Origin of the sequence: Nocardioides aurantiacus (genome assembly GCF_003752505.1) — a bacterium.
Classification (GTDB): domain Bacteria; phylum Actinomycetota; class Actinomycetes; order Propionibacteriales; family Nocardioidaceae; genus Marmoricola; species Marmoricola aurantiacus.
The window spans coordinates 2,770,742-2,786,740 of record NZ_RKHO01000001.1 but is presented as its reverse complement, the minus strand read 5'-3'; the positions used below and the strand labels follow the sequence as shown (position 1 = coordinate 2,786,740).

The following is a 15,999-nucleotide window of genomic DNA, read 5'->3' as shown; positions in this document are numbered from 1 at the left end:
AACGGATACCCCCCTAGGTATCCCTCACCCAGAGGCAGGAGCCGACGATGAGCACCCAGACCCCCGAGATCACCCTCGACCAGCTCGAGACCGCGATGCGTGACGGCGCCGCCGTCATCGACGTCCGCGAGCCGAGCGAGTACGCCGAGGCCCACGTGCCCGGCGCGCAGCCGATGCCGATGAGCCAGCTGGGCAACCGCCTGGCCGAGCTCGACCGCACCGCGCCGATCTACGTCGTGTGCGCCTCGGGCAACCGCAGCGCCGCGATGACCGACCTCCTCGTGGCCAGCGGCCTCGACGCCTACTCGGTCGCCGGCGGCACCTCGGGCTGGATCCGCTCCGGGCGCGAGGTCGTCACCGGCGCCCACCCCCGCTGACCACCTGTCGACCACCACCGACCACGCTCCTCGGAGGACACCATGACCAGCAGCACGACCCCCACCGACCTCACGATCGTCCCGATCGAGACCCCCACGCTGGGTGACCGCTCCTACCTCGTGCACGACGGCGAGGTCGCCTTCGTCGTCGATCCGCAGCGCGACATCGACCGGGTCCTGGACCTGCTCGACGAGCACGGTGTCCGCCTCACCCACGTCTTCGAGACCCACATCCACAACGACTACGTCACCGGCGGGCTCGCGCTGGCGCAGCGCACCGGGGCGGCGTACCTCGTCAACGGCGCCGACGACGTCGCCTTCGAGCGCACCCCGATCTCCGACGACGAGGTCGTCGAGGTGGGCCCGCGGATGCGGGTCACCGCCCTGGCCACGCCCGGCCACACCTTCACCCACCTGTCCTACGCGCTGGCCGACGCCGCCAGCGGCGAGAGCATCGGCGTGTTCACCGGCGGCTCCCTGCTGTTCGGTGCGACCGGTCGCCCCGACCTGCTCGGCCACGAGCACACCGACGAGCTGGTCCGTGCCCAGCACGCCTCGGCCCACCGGCTGGCCGAGACCCTCCCCGACGCCGCCGAGGTGTTCCCGACCCACGGGTTCGGGTCGTTCTGCTCGGCCACCCAGTCCGACGCCACCTCCTCGACCATCGGTCAGGAGAAGACGGCCAACCCGGTGCTGACCTCGGACGAGGAGACCTACGTCCGCGACCTGCTCGCCGGGCTCGCCGCCTACCCGGCGTACTACGCCCAGATGGCGCCGGCCAACAGCGCCGGCCCGTCCGCGCCGGACCTCTCGACGCCCGCCCAGGCCGACCCGGCCGAGCTGCGCCGACGCATCGAGGCGGGGGAGTGGGTCGTCGACCTGCGCAACCGCACCGTCTTCGCCGCCGGTCACGTGCCCGGGTCGTTGAACTTCGGCATCGACGGCGGCTTCGCGACCTACCTCGGCTGGCTGATCGAGTGGGGCACCCCCGTGACCCTGCTCGGCGAGACGCCTGCGGACGTCGCCGCCGCCCAGCGCGAGCTGGTCCGGATCGGCATCGACCGTCCCGCGGCTGCCGCCACCGGCGACCCGGCCGACTGGGTCGAGGGCACCGGCGTCGAGCTGGGGTCGTTCCAGACCGCGACGTTCGCCGACCTCGCCCAGGTGCGCCACCACCGCGACGTGACCGTCCTCGACGTCCGTCGTGCCGACGAGCACGCCTCGGCCCGCATCCAGGGCGCGGTCAACATCCCGCTCCACGAGCTCCCCACGCGGCTCGGTGACGTGCCGGCCGGCGAGGTCTGGGTGCACTGCGCCGGCGGCTACCGCGCGTCGGTCGCCGCCTCGTTCCTCGCCGCCGCCGGCCTTCCCCTGGTCGCCATCGACGACTCCTTCGGCAACGCCGAGGAGGTCGGGCTGCACCTCGTCGGCCCCGACGCGGCGTGAGCCTGGAGCTCCTGGCCGTCGCCGCCGTCGCCGGGCTGCTCATCGGCCTCAGCCTGGGAGCACTCGGTGGCGGCGGGTCGGTCCTGGCCGTCCCCGTCCTGGTCTACGCCCTGGGGCAGGGTCCCGGCCAGGCGACGACCGGGTCGCTGGTCGTGGTCGGGCTGACCTCCCTGATCGGGGCGGTCACCGCGCACCGCGCCGGCAACCTGATGCTGGGCCGCGGCGTCACCTTCGGGGTCGTGGCCATCGCCGGCGCCGCACTCGGCGCGAAGGCCTCGGCCCTGGTCCCCGGGCCGGTGCTGATGGCCGCGTTCGCCGTGCTGCTGCTCGTGGTCGCCGGCGTCATGGCGACGCGGCAGGTGCGTGCCCGGAGGTCGGGCGGCCGCGGTGAGGCGCCTGCGGCTCGGGCGCAGCTGGACGACCCGATCATCACGTTCAGCCCGCACTTCGCCTGCGCGTGCCCGCGGGCCCTGAAGGTCCTCGTCACCGCCACGGTGGTGGGCCTGCTGACCGGGTTCCTCGGCGTCGGCGGCGGCTTCCTCGTCGTACCGGCCCTGGTGCTGGCCCTGGGCCTGCCCATGAACCTGGCCGCCGGCACCTCGCTGGTCGTCATCACCATGACCTCCGCGGCTGCGCTCGTCGTACGCGCCGGCCACGGCGCGCAGCCCGACTGGGCCCTGGTCGCCGCTCTGAGCGTGTTCGCCGTCGTCGGCGGCTGGTTCGGCGCTCGCCTGGCCTGCCGGGTCCGGACCGACCGGCTGCAGACCGCCTTCACCGCCCTGCTGCTCGTCGTCGCCGTCTACACCGCGGTGCAGGCCGTCCCCGCCGTGTTCTGACCCTCCTCGACACGACCGACCAACCAAGCAACCAAGCAATCAACCGACGAACCAACCAACCAACCAACTGAAGGGCTACGCCATGACCCCCCAGACCGCTGTCCGTACCACCGTCCCGGCTGCCATCGAGGCGACCGAGCTGCGCGATCGCCTGGACGGAGCCGACGCGCCGCGCATCATCGACGTACGAACCCCCGCGGAGTTCGAGAGCGTCCACATCCCCGGCTCCTACAACGTCCCGCTGGACCTGCTGCGGGAGCACCGATCAGACCTCGCGGACCGTCTCGGACGTGAGACGGTCCTGGTGTGCCGCTCCGGCGCCCGCGCCGGGCAGGCCGAGCAGGCGTTGGCCGCCACCGGCCTACCGGGCCTTCGTGTCCTGGCGGGCGGCATGACCGGCTGGGAGTCCGTCGACGCCCCCGTCAACCGGGCAGGCAGACCTGGGAGCTCGAGCGTCAGGTTCGGCTCGTGGCCGGATCAGCCGTCGCCGCCAGCGTGCTGGGCTCGACCGTCTCGCCGCGCCTGAAGTGGATCGCCGCCGCGATCGGCTCCGGCCTGACCGTCGCCGCGATGACCAACACGTGCGCGATGGGGATGGCCCTGTCCGCGATGCCCTGGAACCGTGGCGCCCAGGAGGTCGACATCGCCGACGTCCTCGGTGCGTGGGGCTGACGCACGGGGTCGTGGCACCTGGTCCGCGTCGACGTGCCGGCGCTGGGGGACCCGGAACGGCCACTGTGACGGAAAGCGGGACTGCGGACGGCGCCGCCGCTACGGTTTGGACCTATTCGAGGCATTCGCCCGAATCCTAGTCCGCCCCCCCCGAATTCGAGACGTCGTCGTGAACCCACCTGCATCACGGTCGCATCTGGTGCCACTGCTCCCTGCCCCACGACCCGAGGGCCTGCCGAGGCGGACGCTCCGGCGGGTGGGCCTCTACGTCACCGCTGCGGCGCTCGTGCTGTCGGCGACGTCCTTGGATGCCGGCGCGGTCGCCAGCGCCGTCCCTGCGGCGGCACCAGGCGCGGCGATCGCGACCGGGGACAGCTTCGTCCCCGTGGCCGGACCGGTGTTCGGGGACCCGACGGCGACGCGCAACGAGGTCGTGACGCGGCTCCTGGACAACATCGGCCACACGCCCGCCGGCGCCACCATCCGCATCGTGGGCTACTCGTTCACCCTGGACGACGTCGCGACCGCGCTGTTGAAGGCCCATGCCCGGGGCGTCAACGTGCGCATCGTCCTGAACGGTCACTCGAGCGCCTGGTCACCGGCCAAGCGCCTGATCCCCGTGCTGGGCACCGACATCGACCGGCGGTCGTTCATCGTCCTCACCCGTGGTTCCGCCCGTGGGTCGAGCGGCGTGAACCACCAGAAGAGCTGGACCTTCTCCCAGGTCGGACGGACGCCGCACGTCGTCATGGTCGGGTCGACCAACCTGACGGGCTACGGGACCACGGTCCAATACTCCGACATGTACGTGCACACCAACCGCGCAGACGTGTTCGGTGCCTACACGGGGGTCTTCGCGGCGCAGATGAGGGACGCTCCACTGCCGAGCCCGTTCGTCAGCACCAGGTTCGAGAAGGGTGGTGCCTACTTCTTCCCTGCGCCAGGCACCACCGAGACCACGGACCCGGCGAGGCAGCGCATCGCGAGCCTCCCCGACGACGCCAGCACCACGATCGCCGTGGCTCAGTACGCGTGGCACGACACGCGCGGGGTGTGGCTGGCACGCGCCCTGGCCGCGAAGAAGGCCGCCGGTGCCACCGTGGTGGTGGTCGCGGGCGAATCGGTGGGGGCCGGCGTCGAGGGCATCCTGCGCAGGGCCGGGATCCCGATCCACTCCGGTGTGTACGCCGACGGCACGCGCATCCACACCAAGCTCATGTTCGCGTCGTACCGCACCAGCACTGGCCAGCACACGTCGATCTGGACCGGGTCGGACAACTGGGCGGACCAGTCGCTGCGCAACGACGACACGATCTTGCAGGTCGACGACGACGCGGCGGGCTACAACCAGTACGTCGCCTTCTTCAACAAGCTGACCCGCACCACCGGAGCTGCCCCGATGTCGCCGGTCGCGGTGGTCGAGCCGCCTGCAGTCGTGACCATCCGGTCGGCGACGCACAGCGTGGGCGAGGACGCGGGAACCGTGCCACTCACGGTGACGCGCGAAGGGAACACACGCATCGCGGCGTCCGCCCGCTACGCGCTGTCGTCGGGGACAGCGGTGCAGGGGAACGACGTGGTCCTGGCGCCGGGGACGGTGAGCTTCGCACCCGGGGAGACCTCGAAGACGCTTCCGCTGCGCATCGTCGGCGACGTCGCCCCCGAAGCCGCCGAGACGGCCGGCGTGGTCCTCAGCGCACCCGGGCGAGGCGTGACGCTGGGTGCGACGACCAGGGCCGAGGTGGTGATCGAGCCCAGCGACCAGCGGCCGGACGCGCAGGTCAGCACGGCTCCCGGGTCGGGGTACGCCGGGAGCAACGTCTACAACAGCACCGGTGCAGGCCAGGCTCGGAGCCTGAACGCTCGACGCAACCAGGCGCGCAGCTTCTACGCGCGGTTCCAGAACGACGGCAACGTCACCAACACGTTCTCGCTCACGGGCAGCGCAGCTCCCCGAGGCGCCACGGTCAGGTACTACCGGGGTGGTAGGAACGTCACCGCGGCGATGCAGTCGGCAGCTGGACTGCAGGTCACACTCACGTCGGGTGCGCTCACCACGGTCAGGGTCTCCGTCCACGCCCACCGCAACGCCAAGGTCCGCTCCCTGAAGCCTGCGACAGTCTCCGCGCGATGGACGGGTGACGGCACCCGCACCGACGTCGCGAAGGTCGTCGTGAGGGTGGTCCGGTAGCCACGCCCGTGACCCAGGACGCCTACCTGGGACGTCGTGCCGTGGACCAGGCCGCGGCCGGCGCGCTCGAGAACGCCCTACGCGGCGAGGGGCCGGATGGCCTCAGGGGTGGCAACGCGGTGGGGAACGACGAAGGCCAGGTCCCCGGAGGGACCTGACCTCGGTCGTGGTGCGCCAGCAGGGACTTGAACCCCGAACCCGCTGATTAGCAGCGGTGGTTGGCTGGGTTGAGGCGCCAACGGTGGCGATGTCGGGTTGACCTGTAGTTATGCACGCAGTCGGCTTTCATCGCTTCGTGGCTGCTTGGCGGGTTCTGGGGCTGATTGGGGTGGCATAAACGGTGGCTCAGGCGTATGTCAGTCCACACTTCCGGTATTCCCTGATAGCCGCCAGACCAGGACCGGGGGCGCTGGGTCAAGGCTCGAGCTTGCTCGATCGCGGAGCGACGCGAAGCGGCCTTGAGGCGGCGTTCTCGGTCCGGAAACTGGGGCGCCAGGGGATGCTGCGCATCTGTTGCTCGGACTGAGCGCTCAGTTGCTGATGCAACGCAGCTGTCGAGAGCCGGCTGCGTGGACGTTGGTTCCCCGACCGTGCCGATGGCCCACCTCACGAGCCGTCCGCCTCGTTCAAGCGGCCGACCGGGTCGTCGCGGACGCGTGCTCGTTTGCTGGCAGGGGCAGGCGGCCCGGGGTCAACTCCGGCCCTCGAGCGCAACCTCGGCTTGTCCGTGATCTTCGGAATTCATTTCGTGGGACATCAGGCGGTGTGGGCACTCTGGTGGTCAGCGCTCAGTGGCACGCGCGATTGCGACGAGGTCACGCACGGACCCTGCCGGCGGGTTCTTGGTTCCTACCCAGATGGCGCGGAAGTACCGTCGCAGGTCGAGTTCCATGACTGCCACGACGTTCAAGTTCCCGGAGTCCACGTCGCGCGCGACGACGCGCCGGCTGAGGAACGCTGGCGCGCTGCCGGCCAGGACCGCTTCACGGATGGCGGTCGCGGTGGTGAGCTCCACCTCCGGGTCGCCGACCTCCAAGCCATGCTTGGCCAGGGCGATCTCGAGCACCTCGCGGGTGCCTGAGCCTTCTTCGCGACTGGTCAGCGCAAGCTGTGCCACCTCGTCGGGCGTCAGGGGAGTGCGCCTCCGACTCAGCGGTGTGCCGGCCGCGGTGACCAGGAAGAGTTCGTCCTGGGCGACGGTCACCGACCGCACCCCGACCGGCGCCTCGACTCCTTCGACGAAGCCCACGTGGGCTGTTCCTTCGCGTACGGCCTCGACTACGTCGCGGCTGTTGGAGGCATTGAGACTCACTGTCGTGGCCAGGTAGCCCTCGCCAAGCTGTCGTTGGCGCAATTGCACCAGCCAGCGGGGGATCAGACTCTCCGCGATCGTCATGCTGGCCCACACCACGAGCTCGCGGCTGACGTCGCCGCGCAGACCTTCGATCGCGATGTCTACCTCGTCGGCCAGGTCCAGTAGCCGCGCCGCCCACTCGGTGACGACCACGCCGGCCTCGGTGAGTTGCGATCCACGTGCGCCGCGGCGCACGAGGGTCAGTCCGGTCTGGGCCTCCATCGCCCGCACTCGTTCGGACGCGGCCTGCTGGCTGATGCCGTTGGTGCGTGCCGTGGCACCGATGCTGCCGTGCCGGGCGATGCCCACCAGCAGCCGTAGCGCATCGAGGTCAGGGAGGTGGGGAGTGGGCACAGGCCTAACCTACGGCAGTCACAAGCTCTGGTTGTGCATGCACAACTCGGCGGGGTCTACTGACCCACCGCCGGGGCTCGCAGACTTTGGTCATGAGCATTCTTCAAGCCCGCATCAGCACCACCGAGCGCCCCGCGGACCGTCGTCCTTTCCTGTCTGCTCTCGAGGGACAGCCCGCGTTCGGGTTCATCGGCCCGAACTGGTTTGCCTCGGTGATGGGCACGGGCATCGTCGCGAACGCGGCCGCGACGTTGCCCGTCAAGGTCCCCGGTCTGCTGCTGTTCGCACGGACTGTGTGGGTGCTCGACGTGCTCCTGCTCGCCGTCATCAGTGCTGCGACGATCGTTCACTGGACGCAGCACCCTCGCGCCGCGCGGGGCCACCTCGACAACCCGGCGATGTCGCACTTCTACGGCGCCCCGGCGATGGCGCTGATGACTGTCGGTGCAGGTGCCCTGTTGGTCGGTCAGCCGCTGGTCGGTCAGGGGACAGCGGTCGGTATGGACTTCGTGCTCTGGACCGCGGGCACCCTGCTCGGTCTCTGGACAGCGGTCGCCGTGCCCTACAAGGCCTTCACCACCCACGAGGTGAAGCCGGATGCCGCCTTCGGTGGTTGGCTGATGCCGATCGTGCCGCCCATGGTGAGCGCGGCCACCGGCCCGCTGCTGCTGCCCCACCTGCCCGCCGGTCAGTGGCAGCTCACCATGCAGCTGGCCTGCACGATGATGTTCGGCCTGACCATCGTGGCCAGCCTGGTCGTGATCACGATGATCTGGACCCGGCTGGTGCACCACAAGGTCGGGGCCGCTGCTGCGGTGCCCACGCTGTGGATCGTGCTCGGCCCGCTCGGCCAGTCGATCACCGCCGCGCACACCCTGGGGGCGACAGCAACCGGCGTCTACCCCGCGCCGTACGGGCGCGCGTTCGAGGCCATGGGACTCGTCTACGGCGCACCCATGTGGGGGTTCGCCATGCTGTGGCTGGCGCTTGCGATCGCCATCACGATCCGCACCGTGCGCGCAGGGATGCCGTTCTCGCTGACCTGGTGGTCCTTCACCTTCCCAGTTGGCACGGTCGTTACCGGGACGTCAGGCCTGGCCGCCATCACGGGTGCGCACTTGCTGGTGACCGCCGCAGTTGTCTTCTACATCGGGCTCTTGGTTGCGTGGGGCGTGGTGACGCTGCGTACTGGGCTTGGCGTGTTCTCCGGCCACCTACTGCGCACTCCTGCATGACTCGTTTCGGCGATGTCGCCAGCGCTGCCGACGCTTCCTGGGGTGTGATGACGTGTCCGAGCGGTCGAATCGCCCGCGACCGGCGATGTCGGGTGCCGGGTCCAGTCGAGACTCTGAAGTGACGCAGCGATGGCAGTCCCCACAGCAGGAGTGTCTAGAGGGCGAGGGGGAAACACCCATGTGAGCCAGGTGTCGACCCAGGAGCCGAAGAGCCGGCGGTGGCAAGCACCGCAGCGCGATCTCGGGTCGCTATGTCACGTCGAATCACGGCAAGGCGAACCCGAAGACGACGGTGAAGGAATCCAAGTGATTCTGACCAGCGGCGGGGAAGCCGCTGTCACCGCCTGAGACAACTCAATTCGTCCTTTCGGCAGCCCTCGGGTCTCGATCCGGGGGTTGTCGTCTGTCGCGAGTGGGGGAGAGGCTCTTCACGTCTGTACGGGGAGCGGCATGCGGCCGGCGAGGACGGCGCGCTAGCGCCGCCCGCAGTCCGGGCGCGGCACCGGCGGAGCCGGTGCCTTGACGGAGTAAAGAAAGTTCTCACCAAGTCCCCTGACTGAACGAGTCACACGGCCTGCTGGTGCCGGCGGGTCGTTGCTGGGATGCGACACAACCGAGGACGGCCGCGGTCTCATGGCATCTGCTTGGCCGGGAAGCGCGGGTCCCCCCGTGCTCGGTCGTCATCAACGAGCGGGACACCAACAAACCCCCGGAGCGACGCGCAGGGGGTGCTGACCGCGCACGAACTCGGCCGGGATGACGTCGCTACCGGAGTGCGGGGCCTCACCGTCAAACTGGGCATCGCGCACGCCTGACCGTGGTCTCGAGCAGGCAGTCTGCGCCAATGTCGTGACAACATCAGCTTATGGAACCCAGCACTGAGTATTGCTCGTGTTGCGGTCGCAGCAAGCCGCGTCGGTCGCTGCACGCGCTCGGTGAAGGCGCGTACATCTGTCGTCGATGCGGTTTGTGGGTGGCGCTGCGTCCTGGAGGCGACGACTCGACGAGACGTTGAGACACCGTTCAGCAGGTAGCTGCCCTGCGTATCGCTTCGCGCAGAGACGACAGCGGCGGCAACCCGTCGATGCCGTGGGGCGTGCGGTACATCCGGCAGGCGAGCCCGACCGTAGCTTCCGGGTCGGCGAACGGGTCTTGGCCGTTGATGAGGAACGTCGGCGACCCGACGAAATCGATATCCCGGGCCTGTTCGTCACTGTCGACGACGGTCGTGCTGATGCGGGCACGGACCTCAAGGTCGTTGAGCACGGTTTCAACCATGTCGCGGGCGGTGACCTCGTGCGGGCAGTCGGGTACGACGAGCAGCTCGACCGAGAGGTCAGCGGCTGCGTTCGAGGAAGTCACCTCCCGAACGTATCCGTCTGGGGGTAGGGGACGGCCGCGTCGTCCTACCCGCACGGCGCCGGGTCACCGGGTGACGGTGAGTCGGGGGACCGCGCGCGTGTAGCTGATCATCGCGATGAGCTCGACCAGGGTCTGGGTCACCACCACTATCGCAGCGAGCGAGTACTCCTCCGGCAGCGCGAGCGCCAGGGGCAGGACAACCAGGGAGTTGCGAGTGGCGCCGGAGAACGTGAGGGCGATGGAACGGGGAGGGTCGAGCTTGAAAGCGTGTCCCACGACGGTTCCGATGCCGGCCATCACGACGAACCAGGTGAGATAGATCGGGACGATGGCTGCGACGTCGGCGAACCGGGAGGTGATGTCGCTGATCTGGGAGGCGACGACAGCGAACAGGGTGGCCATCATCAGAGGGACCATCAGCGCCGCCATGACGGTCTCGAGCGTGCGGGCGGCGGTGAAGCGGCTGGCGAGTCCTTGGGTGAGTGCGGCGAGGGTGAGCGGGACGGCGACGAGGACGACGAACGCCCGCACGAACGGTTTCGGGTCGACGACCTCGGCAAGGCCGGGACCGACGAACAGGTATAGGTAGATCGGCAGCAGGAGCAGCTGGAGGAGCATCAGCAGGGGTGCGGCGGCGACGAGGTGTTCTGCGGAGCCGCCGGCGACGTCGGTGAACACGATGACGTAGTCGATGCACGGGGTCAGTAGCACCAGCAGCACCCCGACCAGGATGGCCTGGTCGCTTGGGAGCAGCTGGACCAGGACCAACACCACCGCTGGGCCGAGGACGAAGTTGAGGACCAGGACGGCGGCCAGGAACCGGGCGTCGCGGAGGCTGGCGGCCAGGTCGAGGAACGGGACCTGAAGGAACGTCGCGAACAGCAGCGCGGCGAGGACGGGTTCGATGGCGTGCTCGATCGCCTCGCCGGTGGTCTCGGGGGTGAAGACCCCGAAGGCGAACGCGGCGCCGATGGCGGCCAGGTACAGCGCGATCTGGTGCTTCTCGGCGGTCTCAAGCAGGCGCATTATGCGGATCTGCTCGCTGTCGGAGTGCGCTGTGCGCGGCGGACTGGCACACGTTGGCGTCTCACGTCGATGCGACAGGCGCGTGTGAACTGGGCGGTGACAGAGCCGTAAGCCCGCCAGCAGAGCAAACCGACGGCGAAGGACGCCAGTGTGGCGAGCAACGGGTGGTCCACCTCGAGGTGGGGGTAGACCTGCCAGTGGGTGAGGTAGGTGAACAGCGACGAGGCGGCGACGGCGCTGAGCGCGGGTACGGCGACGGCCGGCAGGTGGAGCCGGGGGAGCCACACCAGCACCGTCACGCCGGCCGCGACCAGCGCCTCCCGCACCGGGTCGCCGAAGAAGCCGTAGCAGGTGACCACGGCAGCGACCGAGGTGACCACCCGAGCGCCGGTCGTGCGGGCACGGGCGGCGAGCCAGCCCAGAGCGAGGCACCACAGCACGACCGGGAGGGCGTACCGCTCCGTGGGGCCGGCCTCGAGGCCCACCAGCCCCCAGCGCAGGGCTGCGGTCGAGGCGAGGAGGAACAGTGCCGCGGCGTACGGCCGGGCTCGCTCGAACCGGTCGAGTGCCGGCACGGAGACGAGCGCAGCGGTGCCGACCAGTGACCACACCACGACCTCGAGGAACCAGAACTGCCAGCGCAGGTCCCACGTGTCGGACCCGACGAGGTTGTTGAGCAGCAGCGCGGTCGACACGTCGTAGGTGCCGGTGACAGCGCCGACGCCGGCGATCCACAATGCGGAGGGGACGGCCACGTTGCGGGCGGCGCGGAGCAGGCTGCGGCGGCGACCGGCCTGGTCGGGTGACGCGAGCTGGAACCGGGCGAGGTTGTAGCCGACAAGGGCGAGCAAGACGTGGGCCCCGCCCATGACGGTCAGCAGGTTGGCGTGGGTGCCGATCACCAGCACGATGGCGGCGGCGCGCAGCACCAGGGGCGTCTCCACGGCCCGGAGCCACCGACGGCGGCGGGGGGCAGCTGTCGTGGCGGCCAGCTCCTGCATCGACAGCGTGGCCCAGTCGCGGGGGAGGTTGCCGAGGAGCTGTCCGAGGCGTAGCGAGACCTCGACGTAGGACAGCGAGTCACCTCCGAGCGTTACGAAGCTGTCGGTCTCGCCGGCGTCGGGGCGGCCGAGGAGGTGGGCGCAGAGGTCGCGAACCCGGGCCGCCGAGACCTCACCGACGGGGTCGCCGGCCGCTGGCGCGACCGCCGGTGCCGCCGCGACGTGGCGCTGCAGCGAGGCACGGTCGGGCTTGCCGGAGGCGGTGCGGGGGAGAAAGACGAGCATGTGGGTCTCCACGACGTGGGGCGGGAGGCCGAGCCGACCGGCCGCCTCGCGGGCCCACGCGGCGTCGCGGTGGCTGGTGACGCCCAGGTGCAGGCGGTCGTCGGTGCCGAGGGCGAGGAGCTCGAGACCGGCGTCGGCCGCCAGCTGCTCCAACCGGTCGAGGTCGACGCGCAGGCCGAACAGCTTGACAAAGCGGCTGCGGCGGCCGACGACCTCGAACAGGCCGTCCTCGTGCTGGCGGGCCAGGTCACCGGTGCGCAGCTCGTGCACGGTGCGACCGAGCGCGAGGTCCGCGGCCCGCTCGGCGTACCCGAGCATGACGTTGTCGCCGTCGTACACCAGCTCTCCGACGCCGTCGCCGAGGTCGCCGTCGATGCGCAGCGAACCACCGGGGATCGGGATGCCGATGCACTCGGGTCGCTCGGCGGCGAGGTGGGGAGGCAGGTAGGCGATGCGTGCGGTGGCCTCGGTCTGGCCGTACATCATCATCAGGTCGAATCCGCGCTCGCGGCCCAGCTCGGCGTACCGACGTGCGGTGGGAGCCGGCAGTCGACCCCCGGCCTGGGTGACGGTGCGGAGGTGGGGCAGGTCTCGGTCGGAGAAGCCCGAGGAGTCGAGGAGGTCGAAGTGGTGGGGCACCCCGGCCAACGAGGTGGCGCCCGCGTCGCCGAACTCCGCCCAGAACTCCTCCTCGACCACCGAGCGCTGCGTCAGCAGCACGCTCGCGCCGACCAGGAGGTGGCTGTTGAGGACCGACAGGCCGTAGCAGTACTGCAGCGGCAGGGTGGTGGCCGCGCGGTCGTCGGAGGTGAGTCGCAGGTAGTCGGCGATGCTGGTCGCGTTGCTGCGCAGGTTGTCCCGGGACAGCCGCACCAGCTTGGGCGAGCCCGTGGATCCCGAGGTGCTCAGCAGCACCGCGAGGTCGGGGTGGAGGTCGTGGGCGGGCTCGGACAGCTCCTCGAGCTGGTTGCCAGTGGCCACGACGCCGGGACGGTAGGTGGCGACCAGGTCGTCGCGGCGGCAGGCGGGGCCGGTGAGCAGCACGGGGTGGTGGCCGGCGAGGGCGGCCAGGTAGGTGACCACGGTCTCGATGTCGTTGCGGCACTCGAGCAGCACAAGTCGCCGCGTGCGACCGAGCAGGCCCGCCCGGTCGTGGACCCGCGCGGCGAGGTCGGCGTGGCTCAGCACCAGGCCGTCCGCGACGAGCGCTGGCGCGTCGCCGAACCGCGCCAGGTCTCCCAGCGGCGACCGGTCGAGCGGGCGTATGCCGGTCGCGGACTCGCCCCGCAGCGTGGTCATGCGAACACCCCCGCGACCCCGTCGAGGTGCAGCCCGACCGTCGTCCCGCGGTCGGGCACCGCGGTCGGCGCGACCCGGACGGTGACGACCGTGCCGTCGACCATGACGACGCGGACGACGGCGAACGGGCCGTGGAAGACCACATCTCGGACCATGCCGCTGGTCTCGGTGTCCTCGACGAGGCGCACCTGCTCGGGACGCACCAGGAAGCTGACCTCACCCGCCGCGGTGGTCGGCGGCGCCGGCAGGACGGTGGTGCCCAGCACGGACCGCAGCACCGAGCCCTCGAGCCGGCCGCGCAGCACGGTGGCCTCGCCGACGAGGGACCCGACGCGGACGTCGGAAGGTGCGGCGTACAGCTCCTGGGGTCGGGCGACCTGGCGGATAGTGCCGGCGTCCATCACCGCGACCCGGTCGGCGAGCGAGAGCGCCTCGGCCTGGTCGTGGGTGACGAGCAGGCCCGTCGAGCCGGCGTGGCGCAGCACGGCCATCACCTCGCGGCCGGCGCTGGCGCGCAGGGCGGCGTCGAGGGAGGAGAACGGCTCGTCGAGCAGCACGACGCGCGGGCGGGGCGCCAGTGCGCGGGCCAGGGCCACGCGCTGCTGCTGGCCCCCGGAGAGCTCTCGGGGGAACGCCCCGGCCAGTTCGCGGGGGAGCTCGGCCAGCTCGAGCATCTCCTCGAGCCGCTGCTCGGTGCGTTCGCGCCGCGGGAGGCCGAACAGGATGTTGCGGCGTACGTCGAGGTGGGGGAACAGCGCACCCTCCTGGGGGACGTAGCCCACGCGTCGCCGCCACGGTGGGACGACCGTGGTGCCGTCGGCCACGATCGCCTCGCCGAGCCGGATCTCGCCGGCGGTGGGGGCCAGGAACCCGGCGACGATCCGGAGCAGCGTCGTCTTGCCGCAGCCGGAGGGCCCGAGGACCGCCATGACCTCGCCGTCCTCGACCCGGAGGTCGAGGCCCTTGAGCACCTCGGTGCTGCCGAAGCGCATGCGCACCCCGGTCGCGGTCACGCTGCTCATGGCTTGGACCTCCTTCGGGTCTGGCGGCTGAGCAGCCACGTGGCGGGCAGCGAGACGAGCACTAGCAGCAGGGCGTACGGCGCGGCCGCACCGTAGGACGCAGCCGAGCTCGCGGACCAGAACTGGGTGGCCAGGGTGGCGGTGCCGATGGGGGCGAGCAGGAGCGTGGCGGTCAGCTCGGTGGAGACTGCGAGGAAGACCAGCGCTGCGCCGGCCCCGAGCCCATCGCGCAGCAGCGGCAGCGTGACGCGCACCAGGGTCAGCGCCGGTCGGGTCCCGAGGCTGGCCGCGACGTCGTCGAGCACCGGCTGCGCGTGCTCAAGGCTGCTGCGGATGCTGACCACGGCGCGGGGCAGGAAGAGGATGGCGTAGCCGACCAGCAGCAGCGGCAGGGTCTGGTAGAGCGGGCGCACCGAGCGGATCGAGACCGCCACCAGGGCCAGCGCCACGACGATGCCGGGCAGGGCGTGGGCGGTGAACGTTGCTCGCTCCACCAGGTCGGACCAGCGGCCCCGGTGCCGCACCGCGAGCCACACCACGGGCAGGGCCATGGCCACCGCCACCGCGGCAGCCATGAGGCCGAGCGCGGCCGTGGTCACGGTGGCGCCCAGCAGCTCGCCCACCGGGAAGGCGGTCGACGAGCCCACCACGAGCCACCGCACCAGGCTGGCGAGCGGGACCCCTAGGGACAGGACCACCAGGAGGCTCGACGCCGCCAGGGCGACCGGGCGGGACCTGCCCAGGCGAACCCGCTCGGCCCGGCGGGCGCTGCCACTTCCGACCCGCCACAGCGCGGTGTCGCCGCGCAGCGACAGCTCGGCCAGCAGGAGCAGGAGGCACCCCAGGACGAGCACGCCGGCGAGGACGTTGGCCGACGAGCTGCTGAAGGCGGAGCGGTACTGGTCGTAGATGGCCGTGGTCAGAGTCGGGAAGCGCAGCATCTGCAACGCGCCGAACTCGGCCAGGACGTGCAGGCCCACCAGCAGGGCCCCGCCCAGCACGCCCGGCGCGATCCCGGGGAGCACGACGCGGACGAAGGTGGCACGACGGTCGTGGCCCAGCGCGTGCGCGACCTCCTCCAGGGCGGGGTCGAGGGTGCGCAGCGCGGCCACGGTCGGCAGGTAGACCAGGGGCAGGTAGGAGAGCGAGACGACCAGCAGCGCCCCGGCGTACCCCTGGACGTCGTGGGTGAGCGAGACCCAGCCGTAGCTGTTGACGAACGCTGGCACCGCCAACGGCGCGACGAAGAGCACGTGCCACAGACCCGGCCGCGGCAGGTCGGTGCGCTCGACCAGCCACGCGCACCCCACCCCAAGCAGCGTGCTGAGCAGCATGGTGCCCGCCAGCAGCGCCAGGGTGTTGCCCAGCAGCTCACCGACCCGGGGGCGGGCGAGCAGGCGCCAGGTCTCGGACGGGCCGAGGGTGAGGGAGGACCACACGACGTACGCCAGCGGCACCACGGCGAGCAGGGCGACCAGGACGGCCGCCAGTGTCACCAGCACCGGTGGCCGCCCGCTGCCGACGCGCGATGGACGGGCC

12 protein-coding genes and 1 pseudogene are annotated in these 15,999 nt (G+C 71.0%); 7 read left to right on the top strand and 6 right to left on the bottom strand.

The window, feature by feature from the left end; translation table 11 throughout:
* Positions 1–47 precede the first annotated feature (47 nt).
* From EDD33_RS13485 to EDD33_RS13465, 6 genes and pseudogenes are all read left to right on the top strand, one after another.
* On the top strand, positions 48–377 hold the full coding sequence (locus EDD33_RS13485) for a rhodanese-like domain-containing protein (protein ID WP_123391474.1): 330 nt from the start codon (positions 48–50) through the stop codon (positions 375–377).
* Positions 378–419: 42 nt separating this feature from the next.
* Positions 420–1,823, top strand: a complete 1,404-nt coding sequence (locus tag EDD33_RS13480; RefSeq protein ID WP_123391473.1) for an MBL fold metallo-hydrolase — start codon at positions 420–422, stop codon at positions 1,821–1,823.
* Complete coding sequence (locus tag EDD33_RS13475; RefSeq protein WP_123391472.1) at positions 1,820–2,659, top strand: sulfite exporter TauE/SafE family protein; 840 nt, start codon at positions 1,820–1,822, stop codon at positions 2,657–2,659. The genes EDD33_RS13480 and EDD33_RS13475 overlap by 4 nt, the downstream gene beginning before the upstream one ends.
* 82 nt (positions 2,660–2,741) lie before the next feature.
* Positions 2,742–3,053, top strand: a pseudogene (locus EDD33_RS13470) (rhodanese-like domain-containing protein); the annotation flags it as partial.
* Positions 2,966–3,331 carry a YgaP family membrane protein gene (locus EDD33_RS20710; RefSeq protein ID WP_281274171.1) on the top strand — a complete coding sequence of 122 codons (366 nt, stop codon included), beginning with the start codon at positions 2,966–2,968 and terminating at the stop codon, positions 3,329–3,331. The pseudogene EDD33_RS13470 and the gene EDD33_RS20710, both read left to right, overlap by 88 nt.
* Positions 3,318–5,522, top strand: coding sequence for a phospholipase D-like domain-containing protein (locus EDD33_RS13465; RefSeq protein WP_170169824.1), 2,205 nt, complete (start codon positions 3,318–3,320; stop codon positions 5,520–5,522). The genes EDD33_RS20710 and EDD33_RS13465 overlap by 14 nt, the downstream gene beginning before the upstream one ends.
* 781 nt (positions 5,523–6,303) lie before the next feature.
* Here EDD33_RS13465 and EDD33_RS13460 read toward each other — a convergent pair.
* Positions 6,304–7,230 carry a LysR family transcriptional regulator gene (locus EDD33_RS13460; protein ID WP_123391470.1) on the bottom strand — a complete coding sequence of 309 codons (927 nt, stop codon included), beginning with the start codon at positions 7,228–7,230 and terminating at the stop codon, positions 6,304–6,306.
* Positions 7,231–7,322: 92 nt separating this feature from the next.
* Between EDD33_RS13460 and EDD33_RS13455 the strand changes: the two genes are divergently transcribed.
* Complete coding sequence (locus EDD33_RS13455; protein WP_123391469.1) at positions 7,323–8,465, top strand: TDT family transporter; 1,143 nt, start codon at positions 7,323–7,325, stop codon at positions 8,463–8,465.
* A 1,023-nt stretch (positions 8,466–9,488) separates the two neighbouring features.
* Here the strand turns inward: EDD33_RS13455 and EDD33_RS13450 are convergent.
* The 5 genes from EDD33_RS13450 to EDD33_RS13430 form a co-directional block, all read right to left on the bottom strand.
* A complete protein-coding gene (locus EDD33_RS13450) occupies positions 9,489–9,827 on the bottom strand; it encodes a DF family (seleno)protein (RefSeq protein ID WP_123391467.1) in 339 nt (112 codons plus the stop codon).
* Positions 9,828–9,890: 63 nt separating this feature from the next.
* Complete coding sequence (locus EDD33_RS13445; RefSeq protein ID WP_123391466.1) at positions 9,891–10,853, bottom strand: arsenic resistance protein; 963 nt, start codon at positions 10,851–10,853, stop codon at positions 9,891–9,893.
* Complete coding sequence (locus EDD33_RS13440; protein WP_123391465.1) at positions 10,853–13,438, bottom strand: AMP-binding protein; 2,586 nt, start codon at positions 13,436–13,438, stop codon at positions 10,853–10,855. The genes EDD33_RS13445 and EDD33_RS13440 overlap by 1 nt, the downstream gene beginning before the upstream one ends.
* Complete coding sequence (locus EDD33_RS13435; RefSeq protein ID WP_123391464.1) at positions 13,435–14,460, bottom strand: ABC transporter ATP-binding protein; 1,026 nt, start codon at positions 14,458–14,460, stop codon at positions 13,435–13,437. Before EDD33_RS13435 ends, EDD33_RS13440 begins: the two co-directional genes overlap by 4 nt.
* Positions 14,457–15,962 (bottom strand): ABC transporter permease, encoded by a 1,506-nt coding sequence (locus EDD33_RS13430; RefSeq protein ID WP_246003511.1) that lies wholly within the window; start codon positions 15,960–15,962, stop codon positions 14,457–14,459. The genes EDD33_RS13435 and EDD33_RS13430 overlap by 4 nt, the downstream gene beginning before the upstream one ends.
* Positions 15,963–15,999 lie beyond the last annotated feature (37 nt).

Coding starts and splice junctions, on each gene's coding strand:
- EDD33_RS13485 (WP_123391474.1), top strand. CDS start 48: ATGAGCACCCAGACCCCCGAGATCACCCTCGACCAGCTCGAGACCGCG.
- EDD33_RS13480 (WP_123391473.1), top strand. CDS start 420: ATGACCAGCAGCACGACCCCCACCGACCTCACGATCGTCCCGATCGAG.
- EDD33_RS13455 (WP_123391469.1), top strand. CDS start 7,323: ATGAGCATTCTTCAAGCCCGCATCAGCACCACCGAGCGCCCCGCGGAC.
- EDD33_RS13445 (WP_123391466.1), bottom strand. CDS start 10,853: ATGCGCCTGCTTGAGACCGCCGAGAAGCACCAGATCGCGCTGTACCTG.
- EDD33_RS13440 (WP_123391465.1), bottom strand. CDS start 13,438: ATGACCACGCTGCGGGGCGAGTCCGCGACCGGCATACGCCCGCTCGAC.
- EDD33_RS13435 (WP_123391464.1), bottom strand. CDS start 14,460: ATGAGCAGCGTGACCGCGACCGGGGTGCGCATGCGCTTCGGCAGCACC.